At 51.7% G+C, this 18010-nt stretch carries 22 protein-coding genes and 1 riboswitch; of the genes, 14 read left to right on the top strand and 8 right to left on the bottom strand.

All coding sequences use genetic code 11. The features are described 5' to 3' along the window. Nucleotides 1–22 precede the first annotated feature (22 nt). From brnQ to KNP95_RS02125, 7 genes are all read left to right on the top strand, one after another. A complete protein-coding gene (brnQ, locus tag KNP95_RS02155) occupies nt 23–1342 on the top strand; it encodes a branched-chain amino acid transport system II carrier protein (protein ID WP_214801394.1) in 1320 nt (439 codons plus the stop codon). 114 nt (nt 1343–1456) lie between these two features. Next, on the top strand, nt 1457–2638 hold the full coding sequence (locus KNP95_RS02150) for an MFS transporter (RefSeq protein ID WP_021065505.1): 1182 nt from the start codon (nt 1457–1459) through the stop codon (nt 2636–2638). 17 nt (nt 2639–2655) lie between these two features. Further along, nucleotides 2656–3501, top strand: coding sequence for a DUF72 domain-containing protein (locus KNP95_RS02145; protein WP_214717645.1), 846 nt, complete (start codon nt 2656–2658; stop codon nt 3499–3501). Nucleotides 3502–3515: 14 nt separating this feature from the next. Further along, nucleotides 3516–4856, top strand: a complete 1341-nt coding sequence (locus KNP95_RS02140) for a bifunctional metallophosphatase/5'-nucleotidase (protein WP_251138442.1) — start codon at nt 3516–3518, stop codon at nt 4854–4856. A gap of 48 nt (nt 4857–4904) precedes the next feature. Then, nucleotides 4905–5285 carry a YutD family protein gene (locus tag KNP95_RS02135; protein WP_058764068.1) on the top strand — a complete coding sequence of 127 codons (381 nt, stop codon included), beginning with the start codon at nt 4905–4907 and terminating at the stop codon, nt 5283–5285. Between the two features lie 165 nt (nt 5286–5450). Further along, complete coding sequence (locus tag KNP95_RS02130) at nt 5451–5756, top strand: hypothetical protein (RefSeq protein ID WP_214717642.1); 306 nt, start codon at nt 5451–5453, stop codon at nt 5754–5756. A gap of 102 nt (nt 5757–5858) precedes the next feature. Continuing rightward, nucleotides 5859–6527, top strand: a complete 669-nt coding sequence (locus tag KNP95_RS02125) for a DUF975 family protein (RefSeq protein ID WP_214835212.1) — start codon at nt 5859–5861, stop codon at nt 6525–6527. A 37-nt stretch (nt 6528–6564) separates the two neighbouring features. Here the strand turns inward: KNP95_RS02125 and glpX are convergent, their stop codons facing one another. Then, the gene (gene glpX / locus KNP95_RS02120) at nt 6565–7545 is read right to left on the bottom strand and encodes a class II fructose-bisphosphatase (protein WP_021065511.1); all 981 of its coding nucleotides are present in this window, start codon (nt 7543–7545) and stop codon (nt 6565–6567) included. A gap of 158 nt (nt 7546–7703) precedes the next feature. On the opposite strand from glpX, the gene KNP95_RS02115 reads away from it, so the two are divergent. Both KNP95_RS02115 and KNP95_RS02110 read left to right on the top strand, forming a co-directional pair. Next, nucleotides 7704–8147 carry a DUF86 domain-containing protein gene (locus KNP95_RS02115; RefSeq protein ID WP_214835211.1) on the top strand — a complete coding sequence of 148 codons (444 nt, stop codon included), beginning with the start codon at nt 7704–7706 and terminating at the stop codon, nt 8145–8147. A gap of 4 nt (nt 8148–8151) precedes the next feature. Then, entirely contained in the window at nt 8152–8922 is a 771-nt protein-coding gene (locus KNP95_RS02110) for a TIGR01457 family HAD-type hydrolase (protein ID WP_021065513.1), read from the top strand. Between the two features lie 34 nt (nt 8923–8956). Here KNP95_RS02110 and KNP95_RS02105 read toward each other — a convergent pair whose 3' ends face one another. Then, a complete protein-coding gene (locus KNP95_RS02105; RefSeq protein ID WP_228617585.1) occupies nt 8957–9214 on the bottom strand; it encodes a NifU family protein in 258 nt (85 codons plus the stop codon). Between the two features lie 95 nt (nt 9215–9309). Here KNP95_RS02105 and KNP95_RS02100 point away from each other — a divergent pair, with 95 nt between their 5' ends. Next, nucleotides 9310–9603, top strand: coding sequence for a DUF1462 family protein (locus KNP95_RS02100; RefSeq protein WP_029595112.1), 294 nt, complete (start codon nt 9310–9312; stop codon nt 9601–9603). A gap of 38 nt (nt 9604–9641) precedes the next feature. On the opposite strand, the gene KNP95_RS02095 is transcribed toward KNP95_RS02100, so the two are convergent. After that, complete coding sequence (locus KNP95_RS02095; RefSeq protein ID WP_214835210.1) at nt 9642–11072, bottom strand: S8 family serine peptidase; 1431 nt, start codon at nt 11070–11072, stop codon at nt 9642–9644. Nucleotides 11073–11310: 238 nt separating this feature from the next. Continuing rightward, entirely contained in the window at nt 11311–12366 is a 1056-nt protein-coding gene (locus tag KNP95_RS02090; protein WP_214835209.1) for an NAD(P)/FAD-dependent oxidoreductase, read from the bottom strand. 97 nt (nt 12367–12463) lie between these two features. Here KNP95_RS02090 and KNP95_RS02085 point away from each other — a divergent pair, with 97 nt between their 5' ends. Both KNP95_RS02085 and KNP95_RS02080 read left to right on the top strand, forming a co-directional pair. Then, nucleotides 12464–12700, top strand: a complete 237-nt coding sequence (locus tag KNP95_RS02085) for a YuzB family protein (protein WP_021065517.1) — start codon at nt 12464–12466, stop codon at nt 12698–12700. Nucleotides 12701–12910: 210 nt separating this feature from the next. After that, on the top strand, nt 12911–14122 hold the full coding sequence (locus tag KNP95_RS02080) for a NupC/NupG family nucleoside CNT transporter (RefSeq protein ID WP_214835208.1): 1212 nt from the start codon (nt 12911–12913) through the stop codon (nt 14120–14122). 94 nt (nt 14123–14216) lie between these two features. On the opposite strand, the gene KNP95_RS02075 is transcribed toward KNP95_RS02080, so the two are convergent. Both KNP95_RS02075 and KNP95_RS02070 read right to left on the bottom strand, forming a co-directional pair. After that, the gene (locus KNP95_RS02075) at nt 14217–14795 is read right to left on the bottom strand and encodes a nucleotidyltransferase family protein (protein WP_214835207.1); all 579 of its coding nucleotides are present in this window, start codon (nt 14793–14795) and stop codon (nt 14217–14219) included. 78 nt (nt 14796–14873) lie between these two features. Continuing rightward, nucleotides 14874–15461 (bottom strand): ECF transporter S component, encoded by a 588-nt coding sequence (locus tag KNP95_RS02070; RefSeq protein ID WP_031199812.1) that lies wholly within the window; start codon nt 15459–15461, stop codon nt 14874–14876. 160 nt (nt 15462–15621) lie between these two features. Then, a riboswitch (FMN riboswitch) is annotated at nt 15622–15763 on the bottom strand. A 97-nt stretch (nt 15764–15860) separates the two neighbouring features. Between KNP95_RS02070 and KNP95_RS02065 the strand changes: the two genes are divergently transcribed. After that, nucleotides 15861–16217 carry a HesB/IscA family protein gene (locus KNP95_RS02065; RefSeq protein WP_021065521.1) on the top strand — a complete coding sequence of 119 codons (357 nt, stop codon included), beginning with the start codon at nt 15861–15863 and terminating at the stop codon, nt 16215–16217. A gap of 39 nt (nt 16218–16256) precedes the next feature. Here the strand turns inward: KNP95_RS02065 and KNP95_RS02060 are convergent, their stop codons facing one another. Beyond that, a complete protein-coding gene (locus KNP95_RS02060; RefSeq protein ID WP_214835206.1) occupies nt 16257–16499 on the bottom strand; it encodes a hypothetical protein in 243 nt (80 codons plus the stop codon). Nucleotides 16500–16628: 129 nt separating this feature from the next. Between KNP95_RS02060 and KNP95_RS02055 the strand changes: the two genes are divergently transcribed. Then, nucleotides 16629–17483 carry an NAD-dependent epimerase/dehydratase family protein gene (locus KNP95_RS02055; protein WP_214835205.1) on the top strand — a complete coding sequence of 285 codons (855 nt, stop codon included), beginning with the start codon at nt 16629–16631 and terminating at the stop codon, nt 17481–17483. A 23-nt stretch (nt 17484–17506) separates the two neighbouring features. Here the strand turns inward: KNP95_RS02055 and KNP95_RS02050 are convergent, their stop codons facing one another. Continuing rightward, nucleotides 17507–17944 carry a GNAT family N-acetyltransferase gene (locus KNP95_RS02050; RefSeq protein WP_214835204.1) on the bottom strand — a complete coding sequence of 146 codons (438 nt, stop codon included), beginning with the start codon at nt 17942–17944 and terminating at the stop codon, nt 17507–17509. Nucleotides 17945–18010 lie beyond the last annotated feature (66 nt).

The following is an 18010-nucleotide window of genomic DNA, read 5'->3' as shown; positions in this document are numbered from 1 at the left end:
ACATGTATGTGGAGGTAGTTGTATGAAAAAATCGACATTATTCCCGTTAGCATTCACGATTTTCGCATTATTCTTCGGGGCCGGGAACTTGCTGTTCCCACCGATGCTAGGTGCGATGGCAGGACAGAACCTCGTCCCAGCCCTAGTCGGCTTCGTCATTACCGGCGTCGGGCTACCATTACTCGCGCTCTTCGCAGTCGCGCGGGTAGGCGGTGGATCTGACCAAATCGCTCGGTATATTCCGAAGCGACTTGCGCTCGTCTTGACGGGATTAATGTACGTGGCGATTGGACCGTTCTTCGGGATTCCACGGACGGCAGCAGTCACGTATGAGATGGGAGTCGTACCGTTCCTCGGTGCGCCATCTACACTCACGCTCGCAATCAGTTCAACTGTCTTCTTCGGTTTGACGTTCTTCTTGACGTTACGCGCTCAGAAATTGATTGAAGTCATCGGACGCATCATTACACCGATTCTCTTGCTCTTGCTTGCGGCAATCGGAATCACGAACCTCGTGGCTCCACTCGGGAAGCCGGTCGCACCAGCAGAAGGATATGAGACGTGGATTGGCGCTCTCGGGGAGGGCTTCAAACAAGGCTACTTGACGATGGACGTCTTCGGCGCTCTCGTCTTCGGCGCCATCGTGCTCGTCACGCTTAAAGCGAACGGGATGACGGACCAGAAAGAAGCATCTTCACTTCTTCGGACGTCTGGAATGCTCGCTGTCACGTGTTTGATGCTCGTCTATATCTCGCTCGGGTCGATTGGAGCGAACATGACAGGCCAAACAGGAACGACAGACGGAGCAAGCTTGCTTCAAGCGTTTGCAGGTTCATCTTTCGGACAAGTCGGAATGCTCGTACTCGGGGCTGCGGTCTTCCTCGCTTGTTTGACGACAGCGGTCGGACTCATCACTGAGTTCTCACGCTTCATCAGCAACACGTTCGAATCACTCAAGTATTACCAAGTCGTCATCGCGACGACATTGTTCGGCTTCATGATTTCACTCGTCGGACTTGGTATGTTGATTGAAATCGCAGTACCGCTCCTCACGCTCTTGTATCCGGTCATGATCGCACTCGTACTCGTCTCGATTACGGAGCGGATTCAACGCAACCCGCATGTCGCCATGAAGGCGACTGTATATACGGCCCTCGTTCTCTCGCTCTTCGAGACGACACACGGATTGGCGCCGTCAGCAGCAACAGCTTGGATCACGAACTTGCCGATGGCTGAGATCGGACTTGCTTGGGCAGTTCCAACATTGATCGTGTATGTGATCACACTGTTATTACCGAAAAATCGTTCCAACCAAGCACTCGCTCAATCACGCATCTCATAAGCAAGTGTTTGAACACCCATCCTCTGGTCAAGGATGGGTGTTTTGCTGTCTTATCGTTTGCTCATTTCATTCATCAACAAGTAAAATGAAAGGATGAAAAGGAAGTGACATACATTGACGACTAAACAAAAGAAACAATTGGCGATTCTCATGTTGAACATGTTCATCGCTGTAGCAGGATTCGGGATTATCATACCGATTATTCCTGATTATTTGAAGATGATTGGAGAAGGCGGCACCGCTGCCGGACTCATGATTTCTGTCTTTGCCGGGGCCCAGCTGCTCATGTCGCCGATTGCCGGGAAATGGGCGGATGTTTACGGGCGCAGGCTCATGATCATCCTCGGGCTCATCGGCTTTACCATCTCGATGGGCGTCTTTTACTTATCAGACAACTTGACCGTCCTGTTGATTTCACGGGCAATCGGCGGCGTCGGGGCCGCTCTCTTGATTCCGGCCATCTTTGCTTACGTGGCCGATATCACGACGCTCAAACAACGGGCGAAAGGGAACAGTTATATTTCCGCGGCAATGTCGCTCGGGATTGTCATCGGCCCAGGAATCGGTGGATTCTTCGCCGAATTCGGGTTGAAGGCACCGCTCTTGTTATCGGCGATCGTATCATTCGTTGCCGTCATCTCGTCAATCATTCTATTGAAAGAACCGGACCGTGAACCGTATGTCCAAACGAGTGAGAGTGAATCGTTACCGCGTCAACTCGTGTCGTCGACACGGAAACCGTATTTCTTCGTGCTCGTCATCAACTTGGTCATGGCGTTCGGTTTGATGGCGTACGAGTCGGTCCTCGGTCTGTTCGTCAGTGAGACGTTCAGCGCGACGCCACAACAGATTGCGGTCATGATCACCGGGACGGGAATCGTCAGCGTCATCGTCCAGCTGTTCGCGGTCGACCGTCTTGTCTCGCTGTTCGGTGAGATTAAAGTCGTGCTCATCTTTATCATGCTCGCTGCGCTCGGCTTCTTGTTCTCACTGTTTGCCGGGTCTTACACGATTTTCTTCGCGGTCACGTTGATTATCTTCTTGTCGACGTCAATTTTACGACCGGTATTGAATACGCTCGTATCGAAAATGGCAGATAAAGAGCAAGGTTTTGCGATGGGGATGAACAATGCTTATATGAGCATCGGGAATATCGTCGGACCGACGCTTGCCGGAATCGCCTTCGATATCGATATGCGCTATCCGTTTGTGATGGGGCTCGTCCTGTTGCTCGTGACGTTCGCGGGAACGTTGAATTGGTCGAAACGTAACACGGCGGCCACGTTCGAACAATAAGTTGAGGAGGGAATGTGATGATTTATGTCGGTGTGACGGGGTGGGGAGACCATGATTTACTGTATACGACCCCAGAAGAACGAAAACATAAACTGTCGACCTATGCGGGGCATTTCCCGACCGTTGAAATCGATTCCTCGTTTTATGCGATTCAACCGGTAAAGAATTACGAGAAATGGAACCAGGAAACACCGGAAACGTTCCAATTCATCGTCAAAGTTTCCAGGGAAATGAGCGGGCATGACCGGGAACCGAAGCTGCCCCTCGCCGAGCTGTTCGAGCGATACAGGACGTCCGTCGAACCGCTGAAACAGGCCGGGAAGCTACGAGCCGTGCTCGTCCAACTCCCGCCCTGGTTTGATGTCTCGAAGCCACATCTCGATTATTTACGGACAATCCGTGACGAGTTGCGCGACTATGACATCGCCATCGAGTTCCGGAACCCGACGTGGTTCTCGGAGGCGTTCCGGGAGCGGACGCTCGCGTTCTTGGCGGAACAACGTTTCATCAATACGATTTGTGATGAGCCGCAAACGAAAGAGAGCAGCATCCCGTTCGTCCCGGTCGTGACCAATCCGGATGTGGCCGTCGTACGTTTGCACGGCCGCAACACCGCCGGCTGGCTTCGGAAACCGGGCATGACGAGCCAGGAATGGCGTCACGTACGCTGCCTGTATCGCTATAGTGAGGATGAACTGCAGGAGCTCGCCGCGGCCCTCAAACAAGTCGACGAAACAGCGAAGTCGGTGTACGTCTACTTCAACAACAACTCGGCCGGCGACGCGGTACCAAACGCCAAACGGTTGATTGAGATTCTCGGTGCCGAATATGAACTCGCCCCGAGCCAAATCAGTCTGTTCTAGGAAGGGGGATCGTCTTGAGAACGATTACGATGTTCCATTATAATGACTTACATTCGAAATTCCATAACTGGCCGCGGTTCGTCTCGTTTTTGAATGAGCATCGGACGGACGAGACGCTCGTCTTCGATCTCGGCGACCATGCCGACCGCACCCATCCGGCGACAGAAGTGACGCGCGGACAAGTGAACGTCCGACTGCTCAACCGGATTCGACCGACGGCGGTCACGATCGGCAATAATGAAGGCATCACGTTCCCGCACGACTGGCTCGCCCATCTGTATGACGAGGCCGCGTTCCCAGTCCTATTAGGGAACGTCTATCAAGCAGCTGGTGAACGGCCAAAATGGGCGTCGGAGACGCTCATCGTCGAACGAGAGGGAATTCAGATCGGGCTGTTCGGGGTGACCGCGCCGTATGAAGAGCTTTATCCTGAACTCGGTTGGGCCATCGAAGCACCACATGGGGCAACGGCGCGTGCCCTCGAGACACTTCGAGACTGCGACGTCATCATCGCGCTCAGCCATCTCGGCTTTTACGCCGACGAGCGGCTCGCCGAGGCGTTCCCAGAAATCGATGTCATCCTCGGAGCCCATACCCACCACGTACTCGATGAAGGTGTCGTCACGAACGGCGTCCTGATCGCTCAGGCCGGTAAATACGGACAGTACGTCGGGCAAATCGAGTTGACCATCGAAGGAAAGCGGGTCATCGAGAAACGGGCTTGTCTCCACGATGTATCGGAGCGCGAACCTGATGAAGCGACGGTCGCGGTCCTAGCCGCAGAGTATGGTCAAGCCGAGCGTCTGCTCGATGTGACGATTGCCGAGACACCAGGTTATGAAAGTGACTGGTTCGGTCCGTCAGCCATCGGAGACCTATTGGCGAGCGGACTCGCGGACTGGTGTGACGCCGAGTTGAGTATCATCCCATCCGGTGTCTTGTTAGAAGGTTTGCGCCCGGGCCACGTCACGCTAAATATGTTGCACCGGATTTGTCCGCATCCGATCAACCCTTGTCTCTTGACGCTTGACGGGGCTACCCTCGTTCGATTTTTGAACGACGTCCAAGAAGATGCGTTCACGACAATGCATGTCCGTGGCCTCGGTTTTCGCGGGACGGTGCTCGGTAGCCCGATCCTCCATGGAATCGACAGCCGACACGGTCGCTATTCGATTAATGGTGAGGAAATCAAGCTAGACGGGACGTATCGTGTCGCCACGGTCGACATGTTCACGTTCGGACCGCTTCTTCCGTATTTGGCCGATCAGCCGAAGCGTTACTTTATGCCGGAACTGCTGCGTGACGTATTACGCGAGACGATCGTGACCCGTCATAATGCCATTCGAAAAGGATAGGGACGGGACCGGTTGGCATGCTATGATAGAACAGTGGAGGTGTGAAACATGATTAGAGTGAATCGCCATGGCTATACCGTCATTGAAGAGAAACGTGACGGTTTTGACGAGGAAGCGTTCATCGCACGCTATAGCGACGTGCTTGATAAATACGATTATATCGTCGGGGATTGGGGCCACGGACAACTTCGGTTGAAAGGGTTCTATGAGACGAAGTCCAAGTTCGCGACGTATGATAATCGAATCGATCACGTGATGGATTACGTGTATGAATACTGTAACTTTGGGTGCCCGTTCTTTGTACTCAAAAAAGAGACGGAAATCGATGAGGCGGAAGACGGTCCAGTCTTCGGTGGCACGAAACAACCGCTCAAACTGAAACGCAAATTCAATAAATCGGAAGAAGTCGAGCCTTCGACCGGTACATGACGCGCTGATGACATCAGCGCTTTTTTGTTACATTTATTTTCCAAATGTTTCTTTTAGGTGAAAAGACGGTGTGACAGGTTTAGGGATAGGAAATCTGTGATAACTTATATTTAAGGTTATTGTTTCTGTTCGGGTTTTTGTGGGTTTTGGAAGTGAGGTGGAAGTATGCAACACGTACAAACGGCGACCGTCGGTGACCGCGATGACGTCCATAATCGAATTCATAATTTCGGCTTGGGCGTACTGGCGATGTTGTTCTTCGGGTTCGGGAGTATCATGACGTTTTACTTCACCGCCGCAGTCCTGATTTATGAGGTTGTCCACGTCTTGCTAATCCGCCGCTTTGAATATCGTCAGGCGTTTTTGAGAAGCCGCCTCTTTAAAATTATTTCGTTGGCGGTAGTGGCCACAGGTGTGCTCTTATTTATTGTATCGATGTCACAGTTTTTCATGGGCAACATCATGTATTGAAGGGAAAGGAAAAACCTTTTCCCTTTTTTCGTGTTTTTTTTGAAACTTTTCGTGAAGTGATGACGTATACCGAAGAGAGAACTCAAAAAAAGGATGATGAAAATGACTGCACAACTTAAGCAACATGCACAACAAATGTTAACTGGTAAGCGTTGGCTACTCGCCGGGCTATTAATTTTGTTCGTCGTCTTGAACGGGATTCCACAATCGTTCGCGCCTCCTGTAGACCCTGAAGCGGTCCCAACAGCGGCGGACACGGGACTTACGTTCTTGTCGCTCCTCCTCACATTATTGATTGCGCCGCTCGCAATCGGTTGGTTTTGGCTCGTCCTGTCTGTATCGCGCGGTGACAAGCCTGCTGTCTCGACGTTGTTCGAGCCGTTCAAAACGGGATACGTCAAGCACGTGCTCGCCCCGTTCTTCATGGGATTGTTTATCTTCCTTTGGTCGCTGCTCCTCGTGATTCCGGGAATCATCAAAAGTTTCTCGTATTCTCTCACGTATTACATCTTACGTGACCAGCCGGAATTATCGGCTCTCGAGGCGATCACCGAATCACGCCGGATGATGGACGGGCATAAGATGGACGCGTTCAAACTCGTCCTCTCGTTTATCGGTTGGTTCCTTCTCGGGGTCATTACACTCGGCATCGGTTTCTTGTACGTCTATCCGTACTTCACGACGACGTATGCGACGTTCTACGATTCACTTCGGAAAGCAGAACACCCGCAGACGAACCATGTCGGGACAGATTTTGAACAAGGATTCTAAACGAAAACCTCCGCTCATCGAGAGCGGAGGTTTTGTATTAGGCGTTGACTTCTTGTTTTTGAAGGTAGGGCTTGAGCGATAACGTGTGTTCGGCGACGACTTTACGAATCGTCTTCGTCTTCGATCTCATGACGAGTGACGTCGTCTCGACAATATCGTCCGTCAAGAATTTTACGCCGTCCAGCAATTCGCCCGATGTGACGCCTGTCGCCGCAAAGATGCAGTCGTCGCTCTTGACGAGGTCGTCAAGCGTGAGCAATTGGAGCGGGTCCTCGATGCCCATCGAGATGACACGTGCCGTCTCTTCTTCATTCATCGGGTGGAGGCGTGCCTGCATGTCGCCACCGAGCGCTTTGACGGCCGCTGCCGTGATGACGCCTTCTGGTGCGCCGCCCGTACTGATGAAGATATCGATCGGGTTCGACTTGACGGCCGCTGCGATTCCCGCCGAGACGTCGCCGTCTTCGAACAGCTTGACGCGTGCGCCCATGTTCATCGCCGCTTGACGGAAATGTTCATGACGATCACGGTCTTGCATGATGACGGTCACTTCCTCGATGCGCTTGCCGTTATAAAGGGCGGCTTTCTCGATAATCGATTCAAGCGGTTCGTCGAGTGAGACTTTGCCTTTTAAATTCGGGCCGACGACGAGCTTATCCATATACATATCTGGTGCGTGGAGGAGGGCGCCTTTATCCGCGACCGCGATGACGACCATGGCGTCCCCGAGTCCTTTGGCGACGATCGATGTCCCTTCGAGCGGGTCAACGGCGATATCGACTTCTGGTCCGAACGTCGTCCCGAGACGTTCCCCGATGTATAGCATCGGTGCCTCATCGAGTTCACCTTCACCAATGACGACGGTTGCATCCATATTGATTGTGCCGAGCACTTCACGCATGGCCGATGTCGCTGCGTCATCCGCTTCATTCTTCTGACCACGACCGATCCATTTCGATGAGGCCAGTGCTGCCGCCTCGGTTGCTCGTACGATCTCTAACGCTAATTCTCGTTCCATAGTGTTGTACCCTCCACATGATATCTATTTAATGTGACATACTAATAGTTGTGTTAATCCGTGGATTAGTGTATCACAATTACGTAAATGATGTAAATAGGAGAGATTCTTTTCTCGAACGAGAAAAAGGATTACTATAAGAGGCAGGGGGGATTGCGATGTATTTTGTAAACAGAGAAAAGATTAACGAGACGTTGACCCATATGGAGACGATGCTCAGTCGACTCGACCAATTAGAGGGGGACGCGTTCACCATCGAGCTGGCGAAACAACGTTTGGCCGTTCACTTGATGGAGGGCGTGATTGACGTCGGCAACTCGATGATTGACGGGTTCATCATGCGTGACCCGGGCAGCTATGAGGATATTGTCGACATCTTGCTCGACGAGCGTGTGCTCGACGCCGGGACGGCGGAAGCGACGAAAGCGCTCGTCGGATTACGGGCGCACTATGTCAGGGAGTTCGTCACGGCAGATTCGGCCCGGTTCGACGCCTGGGTCGACCGTGATAAATCAACGTTCGAGGCATTCCCAGAGCAGGTCCGACGCTATCTCGAGGTGGAGCTCGGTCCTGTATCAGCATTTTTACCAGAAAGCGAGTGATTGGATGAATCCGATTAAAGGATACTTATTTGATTTAGATGGCACGATGTATGCGGGGACGGCCCCGATTCAAGCAGCGGTCGATTTCGTGAATCGACTCGAGGCGACCGGCTTCCCATACTTATTCGTCACGAACAACGCGTCGATGACGCCGGAGCAAGTGGCGGATAAACTTGTCTCGATGGGAGTGCATGTGACGCCTGAGCACGTATTGACAAGTGCGATGGCGACGGCCCGTTATATCGAGAAGATGACGCCAGGGGCGACGATTTACATGATCGGGGAAGATGGCCTGCGCCTGGCGCTCGAAGAACGCGGTTTCCATGTGACGGAAGAGGCGAAGGCGGATTACGTCGTCGTCGGGCTCGACCGACACATCACATACGAAAAGTTGGCGAAAGGCGCGCTCGCGATCCGCTCCGGCGCTCGTTTCATTTCGACGAACGGCGATATCGCCATTCCGACTGAACGCGGCTTTTTACCAGGGAACGGTGCGCTCACGTCCGTCTTGACGGTGACGACGGAAAAAGATCCGTTCTTTATTGGCAAACCGGAACCGGTCATGGTCGATATCGCGCTTGAGATGATTGGTCTCACGAAAGAAGAAGTCGTCATGGTCGGGGATAACTACCATACTGACATCTTGTTCGGGATCAACGGCGGGATTCGGACGCTCCACGTCAACTCAGGCGTACATGGTCCGGCTTTCATTCAGGAACAAGAAAAACTCCCGACCTATATGGTCGAGAGCTTGGACGAATGGACGCATGCATGAAAAAAAGGGATGACATGATTGTCTCCCTTTTTGTTTAGAATACTTGTTCGACTTCAACGATGCCAGGTACTTCTTCGATGAGCGCGCGCTCAATCCCGGCTTTCAATGTAATTGTTGAAGATGGGCAGCTGCCGCATGCACCCATTAAACGAAGTTTGACGATGCCTTCTTCTACATCAACGAGTTCGACGTCACCGCCGTCGCGAAGCAAGAACGGGCGTAATTTATCGAGTACTTCTTGGACTTGATCAAACATTTCCATGGTATCTACCCCTTTCTGGTTCTCTTTCATTCTAGCAAGTTTGAGATTGTTTCTCAATCATTAACGCTGAGCGTTTTGTGACGATGCCCCTTCTTGATTTTGTATAATAGGAAAGAAGAGGGGGAATGGATATGAAAATCACCGTATATGGGGCCGAAGTACAGTGTGCGAGCTGTGTCGGGGCGCCGAGCTCGATTGAGACATATGAATGGTTGCAAAGCGCATTGGCACGGAAGTACCCGAATCAGGCGTTCGAATTCGAGTATATCGATTTTGAGACGGCGGACGATGACATCGCCGAAGCAATCAAGCAGGACGAGTGGTTCTATCCGCTCGTGCTCATCGATGGGGAAGTGGTGGACGAAGGGGTCGTCCAACTTCGGAAAGTCTATTCGGCCATCGAACAGACGACAGCATGAAAAGAGTCGAGCGACGATTGTCGTTCGACTCTTTTGCGTTATAGAAGACGGAACGACGACGTCGCCGAACCTGACGTGTAACCCGTGAGCGTCGCATCAGATTTCACTTGATACGTCCCACGTTGTGATGAAGAGGTTGTTGAGAGCGTGAACGTGATGGCGCCCGTTGAACTTGTCTTGCCTGTTCCTGTGAGCGTCGCGCCGTTTGGCTGTGTGACCGTCACACGGACGTCGGCGTTCGCGACCGCTTGGCCGTTCGAATTCCGGACTGTTGAAGAGATGGAGACGACTTCACCAGCGTAGTAAGTTGATTTCGATGTCGATACTGTCGTCGTGAGCGCTTGGACCGGTTGCGTCGTGCCGCCAGCCGTCGGTGCTTGCACGAGTCCGTTCCCGAACCATGTGTCACGTCCGGCCGTTCCGAGGTCGATTGAATCTTGTGATAGTTTCGTGCGGAGTTGCGAGCTCGACAACGTCGGGAACGCTTGCTTCATGAGTGCGAGGTTACCGGCGACGTAAGGTGTCGCCATCGATGTCCCGCTCATTTGACCGTAGCCGCCGTTCGCGAGTGTCGAGTTGATGCTCACACCTGGTGCCGCGACTTCGACCGTACTACCTGTCGCCGAGAACGAGGCGCGGTTATTGTTGATGTCCGTCGCCGCGACGGCGATGGCCGAGCTGTAACGGGCCGGGTAGTTGACGAGGTCGCCTGTACCGTCAGAGCGTCCGTTGTTACCGGCTGCCGCGACGACGAGGATACCCGCGTTATTGGCGCGATCGACGACCTGTTGGAGCGTCGTCGATGGACTTGTCGTCCCGAGACTCAAGTTGATGACGTCCATATCGTTCGTGATCGACCAGTCAATCCCGGCGATGATACTCGAGAGGCTACCACTACCGTCGGCTTCGAGTGCTTTAACGGCATAGATGCTCGCCTCATGGGCAATCCCGACCGTTCCGATGCTGTTGTTGCGGGCACCGATAATCCCGGCGACGTGCGTCCCGTGACCGTTGTCATCCGCGTATGAGCTCGTGACTGTACTGAACGAGGCACCACCAGAAATCGTCAAATCAGGGTGCGGCGAGATTCCGGTATCAACGACCGATACTTTCACGCCTTTCCCGGTGTAGCCACTCTGCCAAGCTGATGGAGCTTTCAACTTCGGAATGCCCCAGTCTTGCGTCTGATTTTCGATTTGTACCGTTTGATCGACTTCCACGTGGGCGACGTTCGGGTTGTTCTTCAAGCCATTCAAGGCAGCCTTCGGTACTTCGAGCGCTGCGGCCGGAAGGTTTTTGTACTGTTGGCGAACTTCCATGCCTTCAATCGAGAGCGGGATTTTCTTCGCCGATTCCTTGAAGACGACGATGACACGTTCTTTCTCTTTGTTCGGGGCGGCATCTACGCCTCCCGGAACGGTTGACAGGACGAGCAGTGAGGCGAGGACAGTGCTGCAAACTTTTTTCAACTTGTTTCCTCCTTTGGGGTATGTAGGCGAGGTGACGCGATGTCGAACTGCCGTGCCCATAGAGTAACAAGTTTTCCCATCGGGTAGAATATGTCAATGGAATTAAAAATCTGAATATTTAGATAAGGATACAGGGGATTCAGATACAAGACTTTTGACTCAAGGCGATGGCTGCAGAACGCCAAATCGAACACGTTACACAAAAAAACGGGCGACCATTATGGTCGACCCGTTCATGTTATTTAATGACTTTATGTTTCCAGAGAATCCCGGACTTGAGCAGGCGGGCGACTTTGCCGGTGAGCGACTGTTTGCCCATGAAGACGCCGAACCCGGCCTTCTTCCCAAGCGAGCCGAGTGTCCCTCGGAGTTTGATATCCGGCAAATCTGGATAACTGACACCTTTCCACTTACAGAGCAACACTTGGACAATCTGTTCGGCCTGCGCTTCCGCAAGTTGACCGGAAGGTGCATACGGAAGGCTGGCGTTGTCTCCGACGACGAAGATGTCCGGCTGTTCCGGGACGTAATGGTGCGGTGTCAATTTGACGCGCCCGCCGCCATCGAGTTCCCATCCTTGATTTCGGACGACGGCGACCGGTTGAATCCCAGCCGTCCAAACCGTCAAATCAGACGGGAAGTGTTGCTCGTGATTCCATAGGCCGTCGGCGTCGACCCGGACGATATTCGACTGGTTGATGACCTCGACGCCGTGCTCTTCGAACCAAGACTGGACATACATCGAGACACGGCTCGATAGGAACGATAAGACCGATGGGCCACGGTCGAACAAACGGACCGTCAAATCGGGACGGCTCTCGCGTAGCTCGCTGGCGAGTTCGACACCCGATAATCCAGCGCCGACGATTGAGACGATTGAACCGGGTGACAGACCGTTGATGGCTTGTTGGGTCTTACGTGATTCTTCTAACGTTTGGATGCTGTACGTGAACTCGGCTGCACCAGGCACATTGTGATACTTGTCCTCGCAACCGAGTCCGATGACGAGGTCGTCATACGGCACTTTTTCACCGCTCGCGAGCAAGACCATCTTGTCGCCGGTATCGATATCGGTGACTTGTCCGTATATGTAATCGATCTCTTCTGGAAAATCGATTCGGATATCACGATCCGATACGGTCCCCGCCGCAAGTGCATAATACTCTGTTTTTAACCCATGGTAAGGTAGACGATCGACGAGTGTGATCGATACATCCTTCAGCTGATGGCCGAGGACGCGTTCGATTACACGCATTCCCCCGTAACCGCCTCCCAAGACGACTAATTTGCGCATAAAAATCCCCCTTTGTTACACTTCAACTGTATCATGTTATAATACGCCGTAGAAGAACCATTTTCCTGTTTTGAGGGAAAGGGGAAGGGTGAATGACATGATGAATCCGATCATTGAGTTCTGCGCCTCCAATTTGGCGATGGGCTCACAAATCGCCCGGGCCAAACTAGAGTCCGATCCAGACCTAGACGTCGTTGAATACGGCTGTACAGGCTACTGTGGCGTCTGTTCGCTCGACTTGTTTTGCCTAGTCGACGGAGAGGTCGTGACGGGAGATACGCCAGAGCAACTCGTGACGAACGTATATGAAAAAATTGAAGAAATGGCTTGGTGAAAAAGTTTGAAGCAACTTCAAACTTTTTTTATTTTGACTGTTTTGACCCGTTGCATTTTTAAAAAGGGTCTGTTATATTCAAAGAGGTTCGAATGTAGGTTGTCTGACGTTTAACAACATAAAAAGAAAGCGTTTCAAACGGTAGGACACATCTCGATTCGGGTATATCACAATATCAGGTTTTCCCAATATGAAAGGAGCACAACACCAATGAATATCATGAGCGTGGTTGGTATTTTGGCACTAATTGGAATCGCTTACATCTTCTCAACCAACCGTAAAGCCATCAAATGGCGTACCGTGCTTGCCGCTTTCGCGGTACAGTTCACGTTCGCTTTCCTCGTCCTCTTCACATCAGTAGGACGCAGTGCGTTACAATGGATCTCAGGAGGCGTTCAAAACGTCTTGAACACGGCGAATGACGGAATCGCCTTCGTTTTCGGTACAGCTGTAGGAGGGGACAACTTCGTCTTCGCATTCCAAGTGTTGCCGATTATCATTTTTATGTCTTCTTTAATCGCTTTGCTTTACTACCTCGGTGTCATGCAATGGGTCATCCGAATTCTCGGTACAGCCCTTGCGAAAGCTCTCGGCACATCACGTAAAGAGTCGCTCTCAGCGACGGCAAACATCTTCGTCGGTCAAACGGAAGCACCGCTTGTCATCAAGCCTTACCTTCCAACGATGACACAATCGGAGCTCTTCGCCGTCATGGTCGGGGGACTCGCGTCGGTTGCCGGTTCGGTTCTCGCTGGATACGCTGCCCTTGGTGTACCGCTCGAGTACTTGCTCGCAGCGAGTTTCATGGCTGCACCTGCTGGTCTCTTGTTCGCGAAAATCATCGTTCCTGAAACAGAAGAGTATAATGATGACATCGAAATTGCTGAAGACGAAGAGGACAAAGCAGCGAACTTCGTCGATGCGGCCGCTCGTGGTGCCTCTGACGGTCTCTTCCTTGCCTTGAACGTCGGTGCGATGCTTCTCGCGTTCGTTTCATTGATTGCGCTCGTCAACTTGATTCTTGGTGGAATCGGCGGCTTGTTCGGTTTCGACAGCCTCTCACTCGAATTGATTCTTGGTTACGTGTTTGCACCACTCGCATTTGTCATCGGTGTACCGTGGGCTGATGCTGTTCAGTTCGGTAGCTTCCTCGGTCAAAAACTCGTCTTGAACGAATTCGTAGCGTTCTCAGAGTTCGCACCTGTAATTGGAACGGGTGAACTCTCAGCTCGTACGGAAGCGATGATTGCCTTCGCACTTTGTGGATTCGCCAACATCTCGTCACTCGCGATTCTTCTCGGTGGTCTCGGTGGAATGGCACCGAACCGTCGGAACGACATCGCACGTATGGGTGTCCTCGCGATTCTCGCAGGTACGCTTGCTAACTTGATGTCAGCCACGCTTGCTGGTCTGCTTCTCTAATCAAATACGATATACTCAGAGTGATCACTTCGGTGGTCACTCTTTTTTTGTAGATGAATGAATAGCAAAACCCGACCGTATCGGCGGTCGGGTTCTACAGTCCGTTACGAGTCACGTCCACTTCTTGAAGTTTCGGCCAAATGGCTTGCCAATTCTTATTTTGGATCCGCGCTTGATAAATGTGGTGATGCGGGGATCCGTCTGCAAATGCTGGGGTCGGTCGCAGCCTCAATTCGATGATGTCATCAACACCGTAAGGCGCGGCCACGATCAAGCATTCGTTTGAATCGAGGCTGACACCTATGGCTGTGACTGTCTCGGGAAAGTGGGCCAAGGCGTCGGTCGCAGACTTATAGGGTGGCAATTGATTGACGAGGTGCATGCGGGCTTGGTTTTTGACCGACCACGGGACAGTCGGTGACAGGGCGTGCAATTGTGCCTCATACTCTTTTTCGATTGCTTCGTCGTTGTGAGATGGGTCAAAGTAGATGACATCGACGTCCTCGGTCGCCGTCGGTGTTGGATAGCCGTGCACGTCATCCCAAATCTTCGACCGGACGTATCCGGCACAAATCCACCAGTCGGGTAGTTCGAGGGAAGCGACATCTTTCAGGAGACGCTTTAATTCTGAATCATTTTCTAAAAATTGAGTGACCTCTTCAATCGTGTTCAATCCATCTCCTCCAATCCTCTCCTAAGCATAACGTATCCAAATAAAAAGCACCTCGATCGAAATCGAGGTGCATGTCAGTTACGCTTGAAGTTGCATCCGCTGGCGTTCGATCCACGGCTTCAACTTGAGGAAGAGTGGGACGAACAAGGCGCTGATCAACAACGCTTTAATAAGGTTGAACGGCAAGATGCCATAGAGGACGAGGTCCGTTTTGACTGCCGGTTGCGCCATCTCGGTCATGCCGAAGAAGAACGCGTAGGCTGGTAAGATGAGCAAATAGTTCAAAATCGCCAAGCTGAGCGCCATCGTGATTGTGCCGGCCACGAGGCCTGAAGCGAGCGCTTTATTCGTTTTACGTTTATGGTAGAACCATGCGACCGGATACATGAAGGCGACACCTGCAAAGAAGTTTGCGACTTCACCGACCGGAACGCCGCCACCGTTAAAGACATAGTAGAGGACGTTTTTTAGAGCGACGACCACGACGCCTGCGAGTGGGGAGAAGACGATCCCGGCGACGAGCGCGGGAATGTCACTAAAGTCCACTTTTAGAAATGGTGGTAGGAAAGGCAGCGGGAAGTTAAAGAGCATGAGGACAAAAGAAATGGCCCCGAGCATCGATAGCGTCACCAGTGTTGTCAATCGTTTGTTGCGCGTTGTTTTCATCAAAATCTCTCCTTTTGTCGCTCCTTGATGAATGGCACCCGTCGCATAAAAAATCCCGATTGCATCATACAATCGGGAGAGGTTACGCGCATACGAAATAGATGTTTTCCGTCGCGGAAGAGACCACGTCAAAGAAAACATCCGGATATCGGTCGGATGCCGCCATCTTCTCCCATCCAGACTTTACTGTCGGCTTTCGAATCTCACGAAATCAGCAAGCAACGCCTTGCTCGCTCACGGGCTGAGAAGATCATGTCTTCAATACCGCCGGTCGGGAATTTCACCCTGCCCCGAAGATGGAACGATTTAATTTTTTTTGTTACAGTTTAGTTATACAAGATATTTCACAAAATCTCAAGTCAGTTGACTTGAAGTTAAGATAATGAAGGAGGAGTTCAGATGATTCATTTGACAGAGTCAGCTGCATTACAAGTCATCGATATGATGAAACAGACAGAACACCCCGAGAATCAGTACTTGCGCATCAAGGTCCAAGGCGGAGGCTGCACCGGTCTCTCGTACGGAATGGGATTTGATGAAGATAAAACGGATCGAGATATCCAATTCGACCATCACGGCGTCCGCGTCATCGTCGCCGAAGCCGACCATGGGGTCGTCGACGGGCTCGAAATCGACTATAAGCAGTCGATGCTCGGAGGCGGGTTCACGATTAAAAATCCGAACGCCATCGCCACGTGTGGATGTGGTTCGAGTTTCCGGACGGCGTCGAACGCCGGGACACCTGGAGATTGCTAAACGAAAGGCCAATCGTGTGGACGATTGGCCTTTTTCGATTCAGTCGGTTTCTTCCATCAAAATCAAGCGAATCACTTTGGATGTCGCATTCAATTCGATGTGATGTTGCCAAGGGCGGAACGCCGTGATTTTGCATGTGTCGGTCGTGATTTGGAACGAACAGACGCTCTCTTCCTCTTGGTCAAGCACTGAGTAGCGGCTGAAATCCGATAAACTCTGGTAGATGGCGTATTGTTTCGGTAACGCACACGTCCATCCTTTTTCTAACATGATTTGATGCATGGACCTCGCCTCTTTCTTCTATCATATATATAAGAATAACAAAAAAATTCAAGGATGTGGAAGATTAGTCGAGAGGAACCAAGGGAAAATGAAAAGAGATGTCATTTTTATGTAGGAGGGGTAGGGACGATGAAAAAAGTATTGATCTTCGGTGGGTCACGCTATTTTGGAAAACGGTTGGCGCTTCGGTTGGCGGAGGCCGGTGACGATGTGACGATTGTGACGCGTGGACAGCTCCAAGTGCCAGAGGCAGAGGGCATCCGTTCCATCAAAGGGGACCGGCAGTCGGTGGCGACGATGAAAGATTTATCGCGTGACCGTTACGACCTCGTCTATGACAATATTTGTTTCAATCCATATCAGGCAAAAATTGCATCGGACGCCTTCATGGACCAAGTCGGCAAGTATGTGCTCACGTCGACGATGTCGGTCTATGCACCGGGTGCCGATTTGAAAGAAAGTGACTTCAATCCGCTCCATCACGACTATCATCTCGAGTCGGAGCACGACTATGGTCAAGGAAAGCGGGAAGCCGAGTCCTACTTCTTCCATCGTGCCTCGTTCCCAGTCGCGACCGTCCGCTTGCCGATCGTCTTGGGCCCGGACGACTATACGGACCGTCTCAAGTTTTATATCGATGCTGTCCGTCGAGAAGAGCCGGTCGTACTGCATCATCCCGAAGCGAAGATGGGCTTTATCTCAAGTTTTGAGGCAGCGGCCTTTTTAGAATGGGTCGGTCGGGCCAACGTGACCGGTCCATTCAATGCGGCAAGCGAAGGAGTGATCTCGATGGGTGCACTGCTCGAGCGCATCGGGCATCACTTGAATAAACCGGTCCACATCATTAAAGACGGGGAGTCGTCGCCATACGATACGGACGTCGACTATTACATGTCGATTGCCGAGGCGAAAAAGGCCGGTTTCGTCTTTACCCAACTCGATGACTGGATCGACCGGGTCATTATGCAGACGATTCGCAAGTAAGGGTGGAATACAAGATGATTGTTTTACTGATACAGTTGCTTGCGTAATAGGATTTTTTCAACTCCATGTTCATCGACGGTGACTGCCTTCACATCGAAGCCGTGTCGAATATTCAATAGCAACATCTGACGCCAACGATTCATCGTCTTCGTGTCAATCGATTGATAGCCTTGCGACTGCGCCCAGTTATGTTGAGTGCTCATCAGTTTTGTCGCGATTCCGCGGTTGCGGGCTTCAGGGGCGACCGCACCCATCCAACTATAGAAGCGTTTGTCATCGAGCGGATAGCCGATTTTATAGCCGACAACTTTCTCGTTTTCGATCGATAGAGTGAAGACAAGATGTGATTTTTGAATCAACTTATCTGTGAAACGGTGGATATCGCCGAACACGTCTTGGTGAATCTGATAGATATAGTTTAATTCAGACTCGGTGAGTGTGGTTGTCGTTACAATCTTCATAATTTCCTCCTTGAAGTAGCTTAGGGGGACATCGTCATAAGACGAGCAAGTGCCTACAAAACCCCC

This window comes from Exiguobacterium sp. s36 (assembly GCF_018618345.1).
In the GTDB taxonomy this organism is placed as follows: domain Bacteria; phylum Bacillota; class Bacilli; order Exiguobacteriales; family Exiguobacteriaceae; genus Exiguobacterium; species Exiguobacterium chiriqhucha.
This window is presented reverse-complemented; position numbering and strand designations above follow the sequence as displayed.